Here is an 18,032-nt window from a genome sequence, read left to right as displayed (position 1 = left end):
AACAGGAAAGGGCTATGAATTCTACGTGTTAATAAAATGAGTGCCTGCCTCTTGACATTTTGACTTTTTGACATTGCATAAAAATGGTAATACCCAAAAGTATTTTTATACTTTTGGGTATTTTTATTAGACGGTTCATTACTTTTATAAATTTTGTGCTAAAAATTCACTCCGTAAAATATATATATTTAGTGAAAATACTAAACAATACCGGAGGTGGGGTATGAAAAAGTTTTTATCCATTTTAATTTCATTTCTCCTTATCTTTTCACTATTTAACCTTTACACGCCCACAAGGGCTATGAAAAACGAAAATGAAGAGAGTTATTTTACTTTAGGAGGACCTGCGGATTTGTCAGTTGCAAATGAAGAAAAGGTAATTGAGATGTTGAAAAAAGAAGGTAAAATTCCAAAGGACGCAAGTTATGAACAGGCCCATAAGATTTATTTAGAATACATGAGGGAAACCGCAAAGGAAAATTTAAAATATAAGCCAAACAAAATGGACAGAAAACTTAAATCCATTCAAAATCAAAAAATTAAAAAATATGTATTTGAAAAAGTCAGCCGGATAATAATCCTAAAAGGTAAATATCCTGGTTTTGCTTGTTGAATATCAAGACTACAAACATAACCAGATAAAGCCTGAAGAGACGGATATGTATTATGATGATTATAGTGTAAAGCATTTTGAAGATTTAATATTTGGAGATAATGGTTATATGGGACCAAACGGGGAAAAATTAGTTTCTATGAGGCAATATTATCTGCAGCATTCTGGCGGCAGCCTAATAATTGAAGGAAAGGTAGCTGGTTGGTATACCGTTCCTAGGGAAGCCGCTTATTATGGGGCACCATATGGTTTATCACATGACATAAGACCAAGGCATTTGGTAGCTCATGCATTACAACTAGCAGCTTTAGATCCAAATATAAATTTTGCTGATTTTGATAAAGAGGATAGATATGACCTTGATGGCGATGGTAACTTTGACGAACCTGATGGAATAATTGACCACCTTATGGTTATCCATGCAGGAGTTGGAGAAGAGGCAGGAGGAGGAAGCTTAGGCTCTAATGCTATTTGGTCCCACAGGTGGAATTTAGGTGGTTTTTATAAGATTCCTGGAACAAATTATTATGCATATGATTATACTATGGAACCTGAGGATGGCGCAGCAGGCGTATTTGCCCATGAATTCGGGCATGACCTTGGACTTCCAGATGAATATGATACACAGTATTCATCACCTGTATCAGAGCCAATATCAAGATGGTCATTGATGTCATCGGGAAGCTGGTCAGGGAAAATCCCAGGAACTGAACCTACAGGAATAAGTCCATATGGAAGACAAATTTTACAAGCTCTATACGGAGGCAACTGGCAGAAGGTAGTGGATGTAGATTTAGAAAAACTTCCTCAAGCTGGTGCAGAAGTTACAATAAGACAAGCGAGTGAAACAGGGCAAGTTATAAGAATTAATCTTCCTAAAAAACAACATTCCATAACAACCCCATATAGTGGAAAATTTGCATATTGGGGTGGCAAAGGAAGTGATGGTTCAAATTTAAAGACTTATATGACCGCAAGAGTTGATTTAAGAAATAAAAATAATGCTATTCTAAACTTTAAAACATGGTATGATATTGAGGAGGGCTGGGATTTTGCATCAGTTCAAGCAAGAGAAATAGGAAGCAACGACTTTGAATATATTGAAGGCAATATTACAACAACTGAACATCATCCTCAGGCTGAGGTTGTTGTTCCTTATGGAATAACTGGAACTTCAGATGGATGGGTAGATGCTATATTTGATTTATCAAGATTTGCAGGGAAGGAAATTGAACTAAAATTTGAATATGAAACAGATTACTATGTTTATGGTGCAGGCTTCTACGTAGATGATATTAAAGTTACGGCAGATGGAGAAGTAATTTTCTTTGACGATGTTGAAGGAGAGTTAAAATTCTCATTAAATGGATTTGTTAAGGATACAGGAATAACTTTTGCACCACATTACTATCTTGTAGAATGGAGAAACCATCATGGAGTTGATATGGGGCTTGCCCACAACAGTGCTTTAGGTAGAATATTCTCCTATGATCCAGGGATGGTTGTATGGTATGTAGATGACTTCTATACTGATAATTGGTATGGTTTGCATCCAGGTGATGGATTCCTAGGAATAGTAGATGCAGATCAAAACAATATACTTTGGAAATGGAATGACGGAAGATTAAGCTTTGCAAGCGCAACTTATCAAATGCATGATGCTGCATTTAGTAAGGACAAGGAATCAAAACTTTATGTTGATTTAAGCGATATATATGAAAGAGTTGCAGAGGATGATTATATATTTACTGAACCATCCTTTGATGATACAAAGGATTATACAAATCCTGAACTTCCTTACCTTGGAAGAAACATAATAAGCTATGGACTTACTATTCAAATTACCCATCAAGCAAATGACAATAGCTATGCAAAACTAAGGATAACAATAAAATAATAAATTGGAATATTATAGAAATGTCAAAAAGTCAAAAAGTCAAGTGCCTGGCACTTGACTTTTATTTTACTTCCACTATCCATCCTTCTGGAGCTTTAATGTCTCCAAATTGGATTCCTACCAATGTATCGTAAAGCTTTCTTGTTATTGGCCCTACTTCTGTTTGGCTGTAGAATACATGAAGTTTTCCTTTATATTCTATTCCACCAATAGGAGTTATTACAGCCGCTGTTCCGCAGGCACCGGCTTCAACAAACTCATCCAAATTATCGATGTAAACATCCCTCTCTTCAACCTGCATACCAAGGTAATGCTCAGCAACATACATTAGAGAATATTTTGTTATACTTGGAAGTATTGAAGGAGATTTTGGAGTTACGAATTTATTGTCCTTTGTTATTCCAAAGAAGTTTGCGGCACCAACTTCTTCTATCTTTGTATGGGTTGCAGGGTCAAGGTATATACAATCTGCAAATCCCCTTTGAAGGGCAATTTCATGTGGAAGAAGGCTTCCAGCATAGTTTCCTCCAACCTTTGCAGCACCAGTTCCATGAGGTGCAGCTCTATCATAATCGGAAACCATAAAATTAACTGGAGAAAGACCGCCCTTAAAATATGGTCCTACTGGGCAACCAAAAACTGAGAAAAGGTATTCCTTTGCAGGTTTTACTCCAAGGTTATCTCCAACTCCAATTAAGTAAGGTCTTAAATAAAAAGTTGCACCTGTTCCATATGGAGGAACGAAGTGTTCGTTTGCCTTTACTACTTGAATACAAGCATCTATGAATTTTTCTTCAGGAATTTCTGGCATTAAAAGCCTTCTTGCACTATTATTCATTCTTTTTGCGTTTTGATCCGGCCTAAAAAGCTGTATTTTGCCATCCTTTGTTCTATAAGCTTTTAGACCTTCAAAGCATTGCTGACCATAGTGGATAGCTGGAGAACCTTCGCTAATTGTTATCATGTTATCTTCTACCAATTTTCCCCCATCCCATTTACCATCCTTCCAATAGGATACGTATCTAAAGTCTGTTTTGATGTAGTTAAAGCCAAGTTTGCCCCAATCAAGATTTACTTGTTTCATAAAATCACCTCGATAAAATAATTTGGGGGAATATGTAAAATAAATGTAACACAATCCTACTATTATTATATCCTAAAAAATTAATCCCTGCCAAGCATTGTGAAGTATATCACAAAAATATATTTGAAAGGAGGATATAATGTAATATAATATATAAAAGAATGCCTAGAAGGAAAAGCTAAAGATAGATACGAAGTAGTTGAGGTGATTATATGAATAGCATTCAGAGCAATTGCCCTGTTTTAATTCCAGAATCAGAAAGAAAACCCTTAGCTGAAATAGAAAGGGCCATAATAACAAAATTTAGGCACAAAATCTATTCACCCTTTGTAAGGGCAATTAAGGATTTTCAACTTATAAAGGATGGAGATAAGGTTGCGGTTGCGATATCAGGGGGTAAAGATAGCCTTCTTATGGCAAAGCTCTTTCAGGAATTTAAAAACCATTCAAAGGCAAAGTTTGAAGTTGAGTTTATAGTTATGGACCCAGGATACCATCCCGATATTAAAAGGCTTCTTATAGATAATTTAAATTATTTAAACATTCCTGCCCATATATTCGATGGGAAGATATTTGAAGTTGTAGACAGAATTGCCAAGGACTATCCTTGTTACATGTGTGCAAGGATGAGAAGGGGAGCTTTATATAATAAGGCCAAGGAGATTGGGTGTAACAAGCTTGCCTTAGGTCACCATTATAATGATGTTATTGAAACAATCCTTTTAAACGTTTTATACTCAGGGAATTTTAAAACCATGATGCCTAAATTAAAGGCACAAAACTTTGAAGGGATGGAACTTATAAGGCCTATGTATTATATTGAAGAGCGTTATATAGAGCAGTTTACAAAATACGCAGGAATATGGCCTTTAAATTGTGCCTGCATGGTGGCTGCTAAGAAAATAGGAAATAAGAGATATGAAATTAAAGAGCTTATAAATAACCTTAAAAAGGACTTTGAAGACGTTGAAAAGTCGATATTTAAGGCAGCTCAAAACGTAAATCTAGATAGCATAATAGGTTGGCAAAAGGGAGGACAAAAGTATTCCTTTCTAGATTTTTATGACAAAGAATGATTGACGTATATAATTTTAAAGTGTATCATATAATTAACTGAATAAAAATTTGCCGATCGCTAGGGGAGCCACGTGCTGAGAGGAAGGCATAGCCTTCGACCCTTAGAACCTGAACTGGGTAATGCCAGCGAAGGGAAGCGAAGCCTAACTCCTTTTGCGTCGGCTAAAAGGAGGTTTTTTATGCAATTTTTAAACATCTTTAAAAGCATTTCAAAAATAACATTGACTTCTTGGGTTTTAATTATTATCTTGGTAGGTATTGGACTAGCTATGTCAAGATCCAAGGAAAAGATGTCGGCAAAGAAACTTACCTATGCAAGCCTTTTAATTGCCATGTCCTTTGTTTTATCCTATATTAAATTTCTGCAGATGCCCCAGGGAGGGACAATAACCCTAGGCAGCATGATTCCAATAATGCTTTTTGCTTATATTTTTGGCTATAAGGATGGACTTATTGCTGGTGCTGCCTATGGAATATTGCAGTTTATTCAAGACCAGTATATAGTTCATTGGGCACAGGTTATAGTAGATTATCCCCTTGCCTTTGCTGCCCTTGGGCTTGCAGGACTTTATAGAAAAAACTTTAGCATAGCTTTAATAATAGGTGGAATTTCAAGGATGATTTTTCATATAATATCTGGGGCTATTTTCTTTGCAAGCTATGCACCGGAGGGGATGAACCCGCTATGGTATTCAATTGTTTATAACATAAGTTATTTAGGGCCGGATCTTTTACTTTGCCTTTTAATATCCTTAGTTCCTCAATTTAAAAATGCCATAGAAAAGATAAAGCAGCAAGCCGTAAGCTAAAAAACTCCTCTAGGACACCTAGAGGAGTTTTTATTACATAGATTGAGTTTTTGAAGCGTTTTTATTAGCAAGTCTTGTAAAGAATACTAATACATATCCTAAAATTATTAGGATTACAGGACCACCATAGGTCTTAAAGATTAGGATTGCAGCTTCCTTTGTAGTTTCTGATCCCATTACATAGTCAAGTCCTGCACCGAAGAATCCTGCAATGCTTAAGATAAGAGCTATCCATGAGAAAATCATAGCCGTTGTGTTGGACTTAAAGAATGTAAATGGAGCTTCTTTACCTTTTAATCTAAATACTATATACGCTGCAATTAAAACTATATAAGGAACAACAAGCGATAACGATGAAAGGTCAGTTAATATTCTAAAGAAGGCATCGATTGAGTCAAGTCCTAATAGTGGGACTATAATCATTATGATAACAAGGGCACATTGAGCCCAAAGAGCCTTCTTTAATGTTCCGTTTTCATCCTTTTCAGTTAAGAATTTTGGGAAGGTTCCCTCTGGAACTTCAGCAAACATAGCCCTAATTGGTGATTCAATCCATACAATATATGCAGCGATAGATGTTATAGTAAGGATAGCTGCATATATTTGAACTACAATCTTGCCGTTTATTCCAAAGTTTTGTGCAAGTGTCTGATATACCACATAACCTGCGTTCTTAAGGTTAGCCTCTTGAAGAGCTTCAGGTGATATAACAAGGCATACAGCAACAGAACCTATAACGTAAGCTAAAGCTATAAGAACAGTTGCGATGATAACTGCCTTTGGGAATGTCTTCTTTGGATTATCAACGTCTTTAATATAAGTTCCTGCAACTTCAGCACCGGCAACAGCAAAAGAAGCCATGAGAAGGTTGCAAAATAGCCTGTATCAAACTTTGGAATGGTGTTTTCAACTGTAAATTGAGTTGCTGAGGGTTTACCAACCAAAAGCCCAACAAAGGCAAAGAGAATAAATACTACTGTTGCTGCAATAGTGAATTTTCCACCAAAGTCAGCAAGCTTTGAGAACTTCTTAACTCCTGTTGTTGCGATATAAGTTAGTATTATTGCAAGAATAACGCTCAAGTAAGGAAGAAGATATGCGTTTTGGTCATTGAATCTGTTTTCACCAAATATTGCCCATGAAGTTGAAACTGGTATTCTTGCAAAAACCATTTGTAGATAAAATAAATTAGCAACGAAGTAGGACCATGTTCCAATGAAGGCCCACTTTGGACCAAGAACGCTCTCAATCCAAGTATAAATTCCGCCTTCCTTATCTTGGTTTGCTGATGCAAGTTCTGCCATCATAATTGATAATGGGAAGAAGAATAACAATGATACCAATACCCATGATGGAATCGCAGCAGGTCCAAGTGCAACAGCGTTGGTAGTTATGTTACCAAATCCAAAGGTTGGAACGAAGGTAAGCATAACCAAAGTCCAAAGTCCTAATTTTTTAGCATTGCTCATAATAAGACCCCCTTTATACATTTGATGCATAAATATTGATAAGTTAATTATCTATGAAAAGAGGTGAATAGTCAATAACAAAATTTTAGCAAAATTTTAAAAAGCAGTGCCAGGCACCGTTTTATTTTATGATATTCTGAACAAATTTTGGAATATTAAAGGAGGATTCTAATATTTCTTTTGAGACATATTTTGTATCTATATCATTAACTTTATTTATCTTATCATATTTTTTGAACCGATCGTAAAGCTCCAAAATCCTCCGGGATAAGTTGGAACTGTTGCGATGGAGATTTTAACTATAGGGAATATGTTTTTTAATTTTTTATATGTTGCCCTAAAAATATCAGGATACAAAATAGGAGATTCGCTTTGGCAGGCCATTATTCCATCTTCCTTGAGGGCATTGTAAACATCCCTATAAAAATTTTCGCTAAATAAAACTTCAGCAGGGCCAATTGGGTCCGATGAGTCTACGATTATTATGTCATATTCATTTTCCTTTTCCCTTACAAACTTTGCACCGTCTTCAAATATAAAGTTAACTCTTTCATCCTTTAAATCCTTTGAAATTTCCTTGAGATATTCTAAGGATGCTTTTACAACATCTTCATCTATTTCAACAACATCAATTCTTTCAACAGGATATTTAGTCGCCTCAAAGGCTGCCCCTAAGTCGCCTCCCCTATTATAAGAACATTTTTGGGTTTTCATGCATGCTAAGGGGAACATGGGAGATCATTTCGTTGTATATGAAGCCATCCCTTTCGGTTGTCTGAACCACGCCATCTATTACAAGCATTTTACCAAAATCATAGGAGTTAACTATATATATGTCTTGGAATTTTGATCTTTTAGAGTAAAGTATATCTTTGACTTTGTAGGAAATCTTTAAGCTATCCCTGTCTACTTCTTCAAACCAAATCTCATCCCCTACTTTTTGAAAAATCCATCCATCTTCATCAGCTCCTTTCCTACATATTTTTTATTATTAACAAATATTAGCTATTTTATAAAAGGCAATAAAAATAGCACAGTATATTGATGATATCAATATATAGTGCCAGAAAACAGTTTATTTTATAACGCTGAATATATCGTTAACATTTATATTAATTCCTAATGATGATTTAACAATCATATTTTTTGTATAAATATTTGAAGATAAATATTTTCCGTTTGTATTTGTGCTATAAACTATAATTTGCTCTTCCCTTATGTCGACTATCCAATATTCAGGAACGTTGAATTTTTCATATATCTTCAACTTTAGGCCTTTGTCTCTGTATTCAGTGGCATAGGATAGAATCTCTATTATTAATTTTGGTATTCCCTTGTATTTTGAACCTTGAAATTTGTCGTCACAACAAACCATGACATCGGGTTGAAATTCATATTTTTCTTCGTTACTTTCGAATACAACTGCAACGTCGCTTGTAAAAACATCGCAGGATTCAAATCCTAAAAATTTTATTAGTTCACTTGCAATTTTATTTTTTACTCTATCATGATTAGGGTGAACAGGAGTCATAAGATATATATAACCATTATCATATTCCAATTTATTTGGATTCTCATTTTGTATTTTTTCAAATTCTTCATAGGATACGTATTCGTAAATTCTGGCTTTATCGCCCATGCAACTCACCCCTTAAGTTAATTATACCAAAAAGAATAAAAATAAAGGGTGATGGACTCACCCTTTATTTTACATATTTTTCTTTATATCCTTCCAAATATCAGCACCTTCAATGCCCCATTTTTCAGGTTCAAATACTGGATCAAGCCCCTTTGCCTTTTGTTCTTCATAATCCTTTAATGTTGCAAGGGCTGGCTTTTGGAGTATTATTATTGCAATGATGTTGAGCCAAGCCATTATACCAACACCAAGGTCACCAAGGGCCCAAGCAAAGGATGCTGTTCTTATAGTTCCATAGAAGGCTGATGCTAAAAGAACTACTCTTAATACATTGATCAAAGTTTTTCTAAGCTTTTCATCGTTTATAAGGTATGCAAGGCTTGTTTCTGAATAGTAGTAGTATGCCATAAGTGTTGTGAAGGCAAAGAAGAATAGAGCAATTGCAACAAATGCTGCACCAAAGGATGGGAAGAGAGTCTCAACGGCCTTTTGAGTAAAGGCAGGTCCGTATTGAACACCTGGTAAGTTTTCAACGAAGAAACCACCACCTGGCTTATGAACGTTGTATTTTCCAGTTATAAGGATCATAAATGCAGTTGCTGAACATACGAATAAGGTATCAACATAAACTGAAAATGCTTGAACTAAACCTTGCTTTGCAGGGTGTGAAACTTCTGCAGCTGCAGCTGCCATAGGGCCTGTTCCTTGACCTGCTTCGTTGGAGTATACACCTCTTTTTACTCCCCAAGATATAGCTGAACCCAAAAGACCACCAAAGGCAGCATCAAGACCAAAGGCATTTTTGAATATTAAAGCTAAAACGCTTGGAAGCTGATTGATGTTTACGATTACAATAATTAATGAAACTATTATATAACCAATAGCCATAAATGGAACTATAACTTCTGCAGCTTTACCGATTCTCTTTACACCACCGAATATAATAAGTCCAAGAAGAGTAATTACAACAATACCAGTTATATATGGCTTAATACCAAAGGCGTTATTTATACTTTCACCGATGTTATAAGCTTGGACACCTGGAAGTAATAGACCACAGGCTATAACCGTTGATGCAGCAAATAAAACTGCATACCATTTCATCTTAAGTCCCTTTTCAATATAATATGCAGGGCCTCCTCTGTATTGTCCGTCTCTTTCTTCCTTATAAATCTGTGCAAGAACCGATTCAACGTAAGCTGAACCTGCACCGAGGAAGGCGATAGCCCACATCCAGAAAACTGCACCAGGACCACCCATTGCAATTGCCGTTGCAACACCGGCTATATTACCTGTCCCAACACGTCCTGCAACTGCCATTGCAAAGGCTTGGAAGGAAGTTACACCTCTTTCGGAGTCTTGACCGCCAAGAAGATACTTAACCATGTCTTTGATATGTCTTACCTGGAAGAATTTCATTCTGAGTGAGAAGTAAAGTCCAACTAGAAGACAAAGATAGATAAGTGCCTTACTCCATACAAGGCCCGTTTAGGAAGTCGACAAATTGTGCTAGATTCATTCAAAAACCCCCTCTTTACTTTAGTTTGATATTAAAATTTTAACATAGGGAATGAATAATATCAATAAAAATAATTCAAAATTTATAAAATTCTAAAAATTGTTATAACTTTAACAATATGGACAAGCTCTGAATTTACAAGAATTTCTTGATTTGTTATTCGTTTTTTCTATGCAAGATATAGAATATTTCTATTCATGAAGAAAATGGAAATAAAAAGGCTGTTTAATTGTAAACAGCCTAATAAAGTTCCATTTCAAATATTTTTTAATTTCCTCTAAATTTCTAGTTTTAGAAAGTGCAACTATTAGCTTAATTCGTGCCTTTTGCCCGGGAAGGTTATCACCGAATATTACTCCGATGTTTCTTAAATTTTTTCCACCACCTACATATCCATAAGAATCTAAAACCCTTCCCTGGAAGCACCTTGATACTACGACTACGGGGATGTTTCTATCTATTGCTCTTTTTATTCCATCAACCATTAGTGGGGGACGTTACCCCTTCCCATGCCTTCTATTACAAGCCCATCAATTCCCCTTTCAATACAATAATCGATGTAGGAGGAGTCCATTCCCGTTACTGCCTTTATAAGCTCAACCTTTGCATTTACATTTTCAATATCGATATATTGGCTTTTCTTTGTATTTCTATAAAATATTACTTTATTGCTGTCTACGATTCCTATTGGTCCTAAATTTGGTGATTGGAATGCGTTTAAACTCATGGAATTTGCCTTTGTAACTTCGCTTGCTAATAGTAGCTCGCTGTTAAAGCATACTAAAACTCCTCTTCCTTTAGCTTCCTCTGATATAGCCGTGCAAATGGAGGCTGCAAGATTATGTGGCCCATCGTATCCAAGCTCAGAGCTATTTCTCATGGCACCAGTTACAATAACAGGTTTTTCAGAGTTTAAGGTAAGATCTAAAAAGTATGCTGTCTCTTCTAGTGAATCCGTCCCATGGGTTACTACAACACCTGTAATATCCTCCCTATCTAAAAGATTTTTTATAAACTTTGAAAGCTCAAGCATCTTTTCGGGAGTCATATGGGGACCTGGAAGATTTGAAAAGGTATGGGGCTCAATCTCTGCATAACCTTCAATTCCAGTTACCATAGCAAGGATTTCTTCTGCCGAAAGGGTTGGGACAGCTGCCTTTATCCTTGGGTCAACCTTCATAGATATGGTTCCACCGTTGAATACTATTGCGACCTTTTTCATAAAAATCCTCCTTTAGGTGATAGGCACTTAATTTTTATATACAATATTTTAATATAAGCTATATTATATGCCCATGTCAGTCTAATTTTATTATACAATAAATTAAACAAAATAAGAATAGATAATATTTGGAATAGGGGTTGTAAAATTAACAAAATTATTTTACAATATTTATATACCCCACCGGGAGAAGGAGGAATACAATGCGAGATATAACATTTGGAATAGTATTTTTAGAAGGTGTTGCTTCATTTTTATCCCCATGTTTTTTGCCTTTGCTTCCTGTATATCTTGCCTATCTTTCGGGGAGGCTAAGGAAAGAAGGATACTTAGAAATTCTTTCTCCTTTATATTAGGTTTTACTGTAATTTTTGTCCTTTTAGGCGCCACTGCAAGTGGTATAGGTAAATTTTTATTATCCCATAGGGAAGCATTTAATAAAACCTTAGGAATTTTAATAATTATAATGGGACTTTTTTACCTAGATATAATTAAGTCAAGTTTTCTTATGATGGAAAGAAAATTTGAGTTTAATTTTAAAGGAGATGGATTTTTAAAGGGATTTTTGCTGGGTGTTGGTCTTGCCTTTGGATGGACACCCTGTATAGGACCAATTTTGGCATCAGTCCTTGCCATTGCTGCCAGCAAAAGTTCGCTTATATATGGTATGGTTTTGCTTTTAGTTTATTCTTTAGGAATTGCAGTTCCTTTTATAATTATGGCCTATTTAATTCAAAGGTTTAATATAAAAACTGGTGTATTAATGAAAAAAGTAAAATATGTTAAAATAGTTGCGGGGATAATAATGATAACAACAGGCATTATGCTCTTTACGGGATACTTTGAAAGATTATCGAGTTTTCTATGGAGGTTGTGATTATGAATAGAAAGACCATTCTCATTAGTATAATAATCATTCTTATAGTTGCTATTGGAATTAGCTTTAAGCTATATAAACCACAAAAACAGACTGAAGACAATACCATTACAAATGAAGATACAATAAAAACTGAGGGAAACTTTGCCTCAGATTTTTCCCTTGAAAACCTTAATGGAAAAACTATAAAGCTCTCTGATTATAAGGGGAAGGTAATAGTTTTAAACTTCTTTGCAACATGGTGCCCGCCATGCAAAGCAGAACTTCCCAGGTTTGTAAAGATGGTGGATGAATATAAGGGTAAGGATGTTGAGTTTGTTTTTGTGGATATTGGAGAGGATAACAAAACAGTAGAGAGCTTTTTAAAGGCTAATTCCTATAACATAGTTCCCCTTATGGACTTTGATGGGAATGTTGCTAATATCTATGGCGTTCGAGGTATTCCAACCACCTTTATAATCGACAGAAACTTTGAAATAATAAACCAGCATGTTGGATACATGGATGAGGGAACGCTAAAAGATTTAATAGATTCTACATTGAATAAGTAAAATTAGGCTCCACTTTACAGGTGGGGCTTTTTATGTTAAAAAATATTATTAAGTTATTTAAGTTAATGGAAAAATTTGAAAATGTCAAAAAGTCAAAATGTCAAGAGGCAGGCACTTGAGGTGATAGAATGTTAAAGGATGGAGAAAGAATAGATGATTTACAGCTTGAGGGCCTAAAGATAATTCAAAACCCTAGTTGGTTCTGCTTTGGTATAGATGCGGTTCTTTTATCGGATTTTGCAAAGGCAAGGCATAAGGAGAGGGTTGTTGATCTTGGAACAGGAACAGGGATTATCCCCCTTTTAATGTATGGAAAATACAAGCCTAGCAAAATAATAGGGGTTGAAATTCAAAGGGAAGTTGCCGATATGGCAAGAAGAAGCGTTGAGTTAAATAATCTTTCAGATAAAATAGAAATATTTGAAGGGGATATTAAGGACTGCTTTAATGCACTTGGGGTTAATTCCTTTGATGTTGTTGTTACAAATCCTCCTTATAAAAAATATCAACAGGTCTTACAAATCCGGAGGATAAAAAGGCGATATCCCGCCATGAGATACTTGTAAATCTTGATGAGGTTATTTTTTCTGCATCAAGACTTTTAAAGGGATATGGAAGACTTTATATGATTCACCGCCCTGAGAGGCTAAAGGACATAATATTAAGCCTTCATAATAATAAGTTTACTCCAAAGAGGATAAGGTTTGTTCATCCAAGTTTTAACAAACCACCAACGATGGTTTTAATTGAAGCAGTTAAAGCTGGTGGAGATTTTTTAAAGATCGAGGCACCCTTATACGTATATGATGATAAAGGAAACTACACCGAAGAAATTTTAAAGATTTACGGGATAAAATCTTAAATCTTAAGTGCCAGGCACTTAAAAAGGAGGTCGAAAGATGTCGGGGAGATTTATCTTGTTGCAACTCCTATTGGAAATTTAGGTGATATTACATTAAGGGCTCTTGAAGTTTTAAAGGAAGTTGATTTTATAGCAGCTGAGGATACAAGGCAGACCCTGAAACTGCTTAACCATTTTGGCATAAAAAAGCCCCTTATAAGCTACCATGAACACAACAAATACGAAAGCGGAGAAAAGATTATAAAAAGAGTTCTTGAAGGCGAAAATATGGCCCTTGTTACGGATGCAGGAACGCCTGGAGTATCTGATCCAGGGAGGCCCTTGTCAAAATGGCCATTGAAAAGGATATAAAGGTTTCCTTAATTCCTGGGCCAACTGCCTTTGTTTATGGTCTTGTGGTGTCTGGACTTAATACATCAAGATTTGTATTTGAGGGCTTTTTGCCGGTAGATAAAAAGGGAAGAAAAGAAAGACTTAATGCCCTTTTAAACGAGGAGAGGACTATAATTTTTTATGAAGCACCCCATAAATTAATAAGGACTTTGGAGGATCTTTATAAAACCTTTGGAGATAGAAGGATTGCCCTTTGTAGGGAGCTTACTAAAAAATATGAAGAAATTATAAGATGCACTTTGAGTGAAGCTGTTGAAATTTTTAAAGAAAAAAGCCTTTAGGAGAATTTGTTCTTGTAATGGAAGGGCTTTCAAAGGAAGAGGCTAAAAAAGGCAAGAGGAAAGCCTAAAGGAAATATCTATAGAAGAGCAGGTTAAATTATATATGGAGGATGGGCTTTCTAAAATGGATGCAATAAAAAGGGTGGCAAAGGAGAGGGGATTATCAAAGTCGGAGGTTTACAGAAGGGTCCTTGACTTATAATCAAAAGGCATGCAGCATATTTGGGGGGCTTGCTGCATGCCAAATAAAAGGGGATTACTTGTCTGCTTTTAATTCTTCTAAACAATTTTTACAGATGTTTTTGCCCTTGTAGTTTATAACATCCCTTGCGTCTCCGCAGAAGATGCAAGCTGGTTGATATTTCTTTAGTATAATATGTTCTCCATCTACATAGATTTCAAGGGCGTCCTTTTCTCCTATTTCTAATGTTCTTCTAAGTTCGATTGGAATAACTATTCTACCAAGCTCGTCTACTTTTCTTACAACACCTGTTGATTTCATTTTTCTCCTCCTATCAACAATATTCGACACTTTCTAATTAAATAATAACAGCATTCCCATTATTAGTCAATAGAGTAAAAGAAATTTTTACTAAAAATTAAAAGTTATTTTTTGAACAAAATAGGAATAACTTAACATTTTTTAAAATTTTAGTTTTGATATAATTATATTGAGGTGGTATTATGTTTGAAGGCTTTAAAGTAAAACTTTCAGAGATAAATGAAAGGCTAAAAGGACAAGTTGAAAGGGTAAGCAAGAGGGAAGTTGAATCCATTATAAATGATTTTAGCAATAAGTTTAAGTTAAAAAGATTGTCGGATGAAGATATAAAGAAAGTAACTAAAGGTTTTGGAATAATAGGTGTTGATGGTTCTATAAATAACTTTGGTGGACTTTATCCCCATTACATATCGATAGTCCAAGCCCTTGCAAAATCCACATTAAATGAAAGTTATTTTCTTCAGGATGTTTATGCCCCTTTATTTGAAGAGGAGGACGGCCAACTTAAAGACGAACAAAGAAGAAGATCAAGAATGTCAAGGCTAGAGCTTGAGGCTGCCTCCTATGCAGTGGAAAATTTTAAGTCGGATATAATCCTTTTGGATGGTTCCTTAATGCACTATGGGATAGATTGCCCAATAGAGTGGCAGGATTTAAAGGAAAAGGCAATAAAAAAGGGAAAATCCTTATTGGAGTTGCGGAGGAGGTTAAGACAAAGGATATAGCAGAAAAGATAAGGGAAAGATTAAGTTTTTCTTCTGTTGCTTATGATAGAGAGGTTTTATTTGGACTTTTAAATGAAGGGGAAGTCCTAGAGATTACAGAGATTAAAACGGAAAAAACTCAAAAGGGAATTAAAACTCTTTATGGAAGGTTTTCAAAGGATCCACAGGTTATAGGGCTTGACTTTTTAGAGGAGCAGTTTGAAGAGGCAGTTAAGTATTTGGACCTTTTATATACACTAACCCCAAGGGATGGGAGGGAATCCCCTTTGGCTTGATATAGTTGATAAGGATGTTAAGGTTACCGATGACATGGTAAAGGCTTTGGTTGAGACGTATATAGACAGAGATATAAGGGAGAGGTTTTTAATCCAAAGAGAAATAAAAGATAAGGAGGAATTACTATGCAGGTTGCAGGAATTACAAATCAGCAGGAGGTTTTTGTTGTATCTAAGGACAAACCCTTTAAGATAAATCAAATTTTGATTATAGAGGATAAGCTTCAGGGAACCTTAAGGGGAGAGGTTGTTGAAACAACATCCTATAACAAGTTCGTTCCCCTTAATATAAACGGGGAAATGGCGGATGGTAATATTTTAGCTTCCCTAAAGAATTTAGGCTACGAGATAGATGAAAATACTATCTACATAGCAAAGGTAAGGCTAATCCAGGAGGCCATGTATCCTGTAACAACGGGAAGCAAGGTAAGATTTCCAAAATTCAATGAGGTAAAGGACCTTCTTGTAAAGGGCAAGGATAGGGGGCTTGTGTTAGGGGTTATAAAAAGCACGGAGGAGCTTTTAGATACAATAGATGAAGACCTTGAGGACCTTTTGCACTTTGGAGAATGGGAAAATTACAAATCAAAATGGCGTCCCCTTTATATTCGATATAAAATCCATGAATCAGTATCCCCATATAGGGATATTTGGAGGTTCAGGCTCAGGAAAGAGCTTTGGAATGAGGGTTATTTTAGAGGAGATTATGAAGCTTAATATCCCAACGGTTGTTTTAGACCCCCATTATGAGATGGACTTTTCTAAAAAAGCGATCTTCACTCTAAGTATTCCTTCGATTTTAATGATAAGTTTTTATGCTTGCAGATAGGAAGCGATATTGGGGTAAAATTCCAAGACCTTTCAACAAGGGACCTTATAAATTTAATTTCAGCTGCTGCGGCAGGAACTTTAACGGAGGCTATGTCCAGCGTAATAGAAAGGATGCACAAGTTTAAGGATACCTATTTTTCCTTCGAAAGAAGATTGTCCCTTTTAAAGGAGGCCTTTGAAATAGGAAATGAAGCGAAGATAAACAGGCTCCTTGAGGATGCTAAGTCAAGGGGTGATGATGAGGACGTTAGAAGGTATGAGGAAATGCTGGAGGTTTTTAGCGAATATAAAACAGTTCCAGCCCAATCTTTAAACGGAGTTTTATGGAGGCTTCAAAGGCTCTACAGGGATGGTCTATTTACAAGGGATATTAAGGATGTGGAAAATGGACTTTTAAACGGAAAGACAATAGTAGTTCAAGGCCCTATAAAGCTTTTAAATGTATTTTCCACATACCTTATAAGCACCCTTTATTATAAAAGAAGAGAATACAGGGATGCAAAGCAAAAAGGAGAGGCTGCGGACTTTTTCCCACCCTTTATCCTTGCCTTTGACGAGAGCCACAATTTTGCACCTAAAGGCTATGAAACGCCTTCAAAGTCAATTATAAAAGAAATCGCTCAAGAGGGAAGAAAATACGGTGTATTTTTAATCCTTGCCACCCAAAGGCCAGCTCTTTTGGATGAGACTATAACGGCACAGCTTAATACAAAGATAGTATTTAGAACGGTAAGGGCTTCAGATATAGATATTATTAAAGAGGAAACTGATATAACAAGCGAAGAGGCAAAGCGTTTGCCATATTTAACTTCGGGGGATGCCTTTGTATCCTCTGCAATAATGGGAAGAACTATTCCAATAAGGTTTAGAATGGCTATAACAACAACCTGCCATGGTGAAAACCCCTTTGATGAGCTGGATGAGGCTTTGAATAAGAAATATGAAGATGCTTATAATAAGATAAAAAGACATTTTCCTATATCACCGGCTGACCTTACTAGAGTTTTAAGTGAAGTTGGAAGTGATTTAGCACCCAACGTTGAAGCCTTTAAAATAATCCTTGATAAACTAGTTGAAAAGGGATACGTTGAAGTTAAAAATTCACCCTTTGGAGCATTTTATATGGATAAAAAATAGCAATACTATAAAAGTTACTTGGTTTAGCCCCGTGAAGGATTTCCCAGGCATTCGCTCATTTCGCTAAGCAATTCTAAGCTTTTCTTTGTTTTCAAAGTCCTACCCTCATGAGCCGACCTCCATGTCGGCCATTCGGCTCTGCACGTCCGTGTGCAGAATTACGGACTTTTGAAAAGTCGAAAAGCAAGAATTGCTAGAGCTTATGAGAGATGCTCTTTTGAAATCCATTCACGGGGCTCTTGAAAAGTTAGTCTCATGGAAATGGTATG

At 35.8% G+C, this 18,032-nt stretch carries 18 protein-coding genes, 4 pseudogenes and 1 riboswitch; of the genes and pseudogenes, 14 read left to right on the top strand and 8 right to left on the bottom strand.

Annotated elements, in window-relative coordinates:
- Positions 1–301 precede the first annotated feature (301 nt).
- The gene (locus PWK10_RS14430; RefSeq protein WP_274766521.1) at positions 302–613 is read left to right on the top strand and encodes a hypothetical protein; all 312 of its coding nucleotides are present in this window, start codon (positions 302–304) and stop codon (positions 611–613) included.
- Positions 603–2,510, top strand: coding sequence for an immune inhibitor A domain-containing protein (locus PWK10_RS14425; RefSeq protein WP_274766520.1), 1,908 nt, complete (start codon positions 603–605; stop codon positions 2,508–2,510). The genes PWK10_RS14430 and PWK10_RS14425 overlap by 11 nt, the downstream gene beginning before the upstream one ends.
- Positions 2,511–2,571: 61 nt before the next feature.
- Here PWK10_RS14425 and PWK10_RS14420 read toward each other — a convergent pair whose 3' ends face one another.
- A complete protein-coding gene (locus PWK10_RS14420; protein WP_008908678.1) occupies positions 2,572–3,594 on the bottom strand; it encodes a branched-chain amino acid aminotransferase in 1,023 nt (340 codons plus the stop codon).
- A 212-nt stretch (positions 3,595–3,806) separates the two neighbouring features.
- Here PWK10_RS14420 and PWK10_RS14415 point away from each other — a divergent pair, with 212 nt between their 5' ends.
- Together PWK10_RS14415 and thiT are read left to right on the top strand one after the other, a co-directional pair.
- The gene (locus tag PWK10_RS14415) at positions 3,807–4,670 is read left to right on the top strand and encodes a tRNA 2-thiocytidine biosynthesis TtcA family protein (RefSeq protein WP_008908677.1); all 864 of its coding nucleotides are present in this window, start codon (positions 3,807–3,809) and stop codon (positions 4,668–4,670) included.
- A 51-nt stretch (positions 4,671–4,721) separates the two neighbouring features.
- A riboswitch (TPP riboswitch) is annotated at positions 4,722–4,823 on the top strand.
- A gap of 27 nt (positions 4,824–4,850) precedes the next feature.
- Positions 4,851–5,480: an energy-coupled thiamine transporter ThiT gene (thiT, locus tag PWK10_RS14410; RefSeq protein ID WP_274766519.1), complete on the top strand. Its 630-nt coding sequence runs from the start codon at positions 4,851–4,853 to the stop codon at positions 5,478–5,480.
- A 33-nt stretch (positions 5,481–5,513) separates the two neighbouring features.
- Here the strand turns inward: thiT and PWK10_RS18950 are convergent.
- The 6 genes and pseudogenes from PWK10_RS18950 to PWK10_RS14375 form a co-directional block, all read right to left on the bottom strand.
- Positions 5,514–6,910, bottom strand: a pseudogene (locus tag PWK10_RS18950) (amino acid permease).
- Between the two features lie 255 nt (positions 6,911–7,165).
- Positions 7,166–7,663 (bottom strand): spermine/spermidine synthase domain-containing protein, encoded by a 498-nt coding sequence (locus PWK10_RS14395; protein WP_274766516.1) that lies wholly within the window; start codon positions 7,661–7,663, stop codon positions 7,166–7,168.
- Positions 7,638–7,817 (bottom strand): hypothetical protein, encoded by a 180-nt coding sequence (locus tag PWK10_RS14390; protein ID WP_446715384.1) that lies wholly within the window; start codon positions 7,815–7,817, stop codon positions 7,638–7,640. The genes PWK10_RS14395 and PWK10_RS14390 overlap by 26 nt, the downstream gene beginning before the upstream one ends.
- A 207-nt stretch (positions 7,818–8,024) precedes the next feature.
- Complete coding sequence (locus tag PWK10_RS14385) at positions 8,025–8,588, bottom strand: Uma2 family endonuclease (RefSeq protein ID WP_008907694.1); 564 nt, start codon at positions 8,586–8,588, stop codon at positions 8,025–8,027.
- A gap of 69 nt (positions 8,589–8,657) precedes the next feature.
- Complete coding sequence (locus PWK10_RS14380) at positions 8,658–10,007, bottom strand: alanine/glycine:cation symporter family protein (protein WP_342455544.1); 1,350 nt, start codon at positions 10,005–10,007, stop codon at positions 8,658–8,660.
- A gap of 291 nt (positions 10,008–10,298) precedes the next feature.
- Positions 10,299–11,329 (bottom strand): annotated as a pseudogene (locus PWK10_RS14375) (asparaginase).
- A gap of 203 nt (positions 11,330–11,532) precedes the next feature.
- Here PWK10_RS14375 and PWK10_RS14370 point away from each other — a divergent pair.
- From PWK10_RS14370 to rsmI, 5 genes and pseudogenes are all read left to right on the top strand, one after another.
- Positions 11,533–11,685 (top strand): cytochrome c biogenesis protein CcdA, encoded by a 153-nt coding sequence (locus PWK10_RS14370; RefSeq protein ID WP_274766515.1) that lies wholly within the window; start codon positions 11,533–11,535, stop codon positions 11,683–11,685.
- Positions 11,616–12,206 carry a cytochrome c biogenesis CcdA family protein gene (locus PWK10_RS14365; RefSeq protein WP_274768299.1) on the top strand — a complete coding sequence of 197 codons (591 nt, stop codon included), beginning with the start codon at positions 11,616–11,618 and terminating at the stop codon, positions 12,204–12,206. Before PWK10_RS14370 ends, PWK10_RS14365 begins: the two co-directional genes overlap by 70 nt.
- Positions 12,207–12,208: 2 nt before the next feature.
- Complete coding sequence (locus PWK10_RS14360) at positions 12,209–12,757, top strand: TlpA family protein disulfide reductase (RefSeq protein WP_274766514.1); 549 nt, start codon at positions 12,209–12,211, stop codon at positions 12,755–12,757.
- A 128-nt stretch (positions 12,758–12,885) separates the two neighbouring features.
- Positions 12,886–13,619: pseudogene (locus tag PWK10_RS14355) on the top strand (tRNA1(Val) (adenine(37)-N6)-methyltransferase).
- A pseudogene (gene rsmI, locus PWK10_RS14350) lies at positions 13,620–14,495 on the top strand (16S rRNA (cytidine(1402)-2'-O)-methyltransferase).
- 54 nt (positions 14,496–14,549) lie between these two features.
- On the opposite strand, the gene PWK10_RS14345 reads toward rsmI, so the two are convergent.
- Positions 14,550–14,795: an AbrB/MazE/SpoVT family DNA-binding domain-containing protein gene (locus tag PWK10_RS14345; protein ID WP_008907687.1), complete on the bottom strand. Its 246-nt coding sequence runs from the start codon at positions 14,793–14,795 to the stop codon at positions 14,550–14,552.
- Between the two features lie 182 nt (positions 14,796–14,977).
- On the opposite strand from PWK10_RS14345, the gene PWK10_RS14340 reads away from it, so the two are divergent.
- The 5 genes from PWK10_RS14340 (at position 14,978) to PWK10_RS14320 (ending at position 17,763) form a co-directional block, all read left to right on the top strand.
- The gene (locus tag PWK10_RS14340; RefSeq protein ID WP_274766513.1) at positions 14,978–15,520 is read left to right on the top strand and encodes a DNA double-strand break repair nuclease NurA; all 543 of its coding nucleotides are present in this window, start codon (positions 14,978–14,980) and stop codon (positions 15,518–15,520) included.
- Complete coding sequence (locus PWK10_RS14335) at positions 15,439–15,795, top strand: DNA double-strand break repair nuclease NurA (protein ID WP_274766512.1); 357 nt, start codon at positions 15,439–15,441, stop codon at positions 15,793–15,795. Before PWK10_RS14340 ends, PWK10_RS14335 begins: the two co-directional genes overlap by 82 nt.
- A gap of 126 nt (positions 15,796–15,921) precedes the next feature.
- Positions 15,922–16,512 carry a hypothetical protein gene (locus PWK10_RS14330; protein WP_274766511.1) on the top strand — a complete coding sequence of 197 codons (591 nt, stop codon included), beginning with the start codon at positions 15,922–15,924 and terminating at the stop codon, positions 16,510–16,512.
- Entirely contained in the window at positions 16,418–16,624 is a 207-nt protein-coding gene (locus tag PWK10_RS14325; protein ID WP_274766510.1) for a helicase HerA domain-containing protein, read from the top strand. Before PWK10_RS14330 ends, PWK10_RS14325 begins: the two co-directional genes overlap by 95 nt.
- Positions 16,615–17,763, top strand: a complete 1,149-nt coding sequence (locus PWK10_RS14320; RefSeq protein ID WP_274766508.1) for an ATP-binding protein — start codon at positions 16,615–16,617, stop codon at positions 17,761–17,763. Before PWK10_RS14325 ends, PWK10_RS14320 begins: the two co-directional genes overlap by 10 nt.
- The last annotated feature ends 269 nt before the right edge of the window (positions 17,764–18,032 follow it).

Origin of the sequence: Caloramator sp. Dgby_cultured_2 (assembly GCF_028872215.1) — a bacterium.
GTDB classification, from domain to species: Bacteria; Bacillota; Clostridia; order Clostridiales; family Caloramatoraceae; genus Caloramator; species Caloramator australicus.
Note: the sequence above shows the minus strand (reverse complement) of the source record. Positions and strands in the feature narration are given on the sequence as shown.

Coding starts and splice junctions, on each gene's coding strand:
- PWK10_RS14345 (WP_008907687.1), bottom strand. CDS start 14,795: ATGAAATCAACAGGTGTTGTAAGAAAAGTAGACGAGCTTGGTAGAATA.
- PWK10_RS14420 (WP_008908678.1), bottom strand. CDS start 3,594: ATGAAACAAGTAAATCTTGATTGGGGCAAACTTGGCTTTAACTACATC.
- PWK10_RS14380 (WP_342455544.1), bottom strand. CDS start 10,007: ATGAAATTCTTCCAGGTAAGACATATCAAAGACATGGTTAAGTATCTT.
- PWK10_RS14340 (WP_274766513.1), top strand. CDS start 14,978: ATGTTTGAAGGCTTTAAAGTAAAACTTTCAGAGATAAATGAAAGGCTA.
- PWK10_RS14415 (WP_008908677.1), top strand. CDS start 3,807: ATGAATAGCATTCAGAGCAATTGCCCTGTTTTAATTCCAGAATCAGAA.
- PWK10_RS14330 (WP_274766511.1), top strand. CDS start 15,922: ATGCAGGTTGCAGGAATTACAAATCAGCAGGAGGTTTTTGTTGTATCT.
- PWK10_RS14360 (WP_274766514.1), top strand. CDS start 12,209: ATGAATAGAAAGACCATTCTCATTAGTATAATAATCATTCTTATAGTT.
- PWK10_RS14395 (WP_274766516.1), bottom strand. CDS start 7,663: ATGAAAACCCAAAAATGTTCTTATAATAGGGGAGGCGACTTAGGGGCA.
- PWK10_RS14325 (WP_274766510.1), top strand. CDS start 16,418: ATGAATCAGTATCCCCATATAGGGATATTTGGAGGTTCAGGCTCAGGA.
- thiT (WP_274766519.1), top strand. CDS start 4,851: ATGCAATTTTTAAACATCTTTAAAAGCATTTCAAAAATAACATTGACT.
- PWK10_RS14385 (WP_008907694.1), bottom strand. CDS start 8,588: ATGGGCGATAAAGCCAGAATTTACGAATACGTATCCTATGAAGAATTT.
- PWK10_RS14370 (WP_274766515.1), top strand. CDS start 11,533: ATGCGAGATATAACATTTGGAATAGTATTTTTAGAAGGTGTTGCTTCA.
- PWK10_RS14430 (WP_274766521.1), top strand. CDS start 302: ATGAAAAACGAAAATGAAGAGAGTTATTTTACTTTAGGAGGACCTGCG.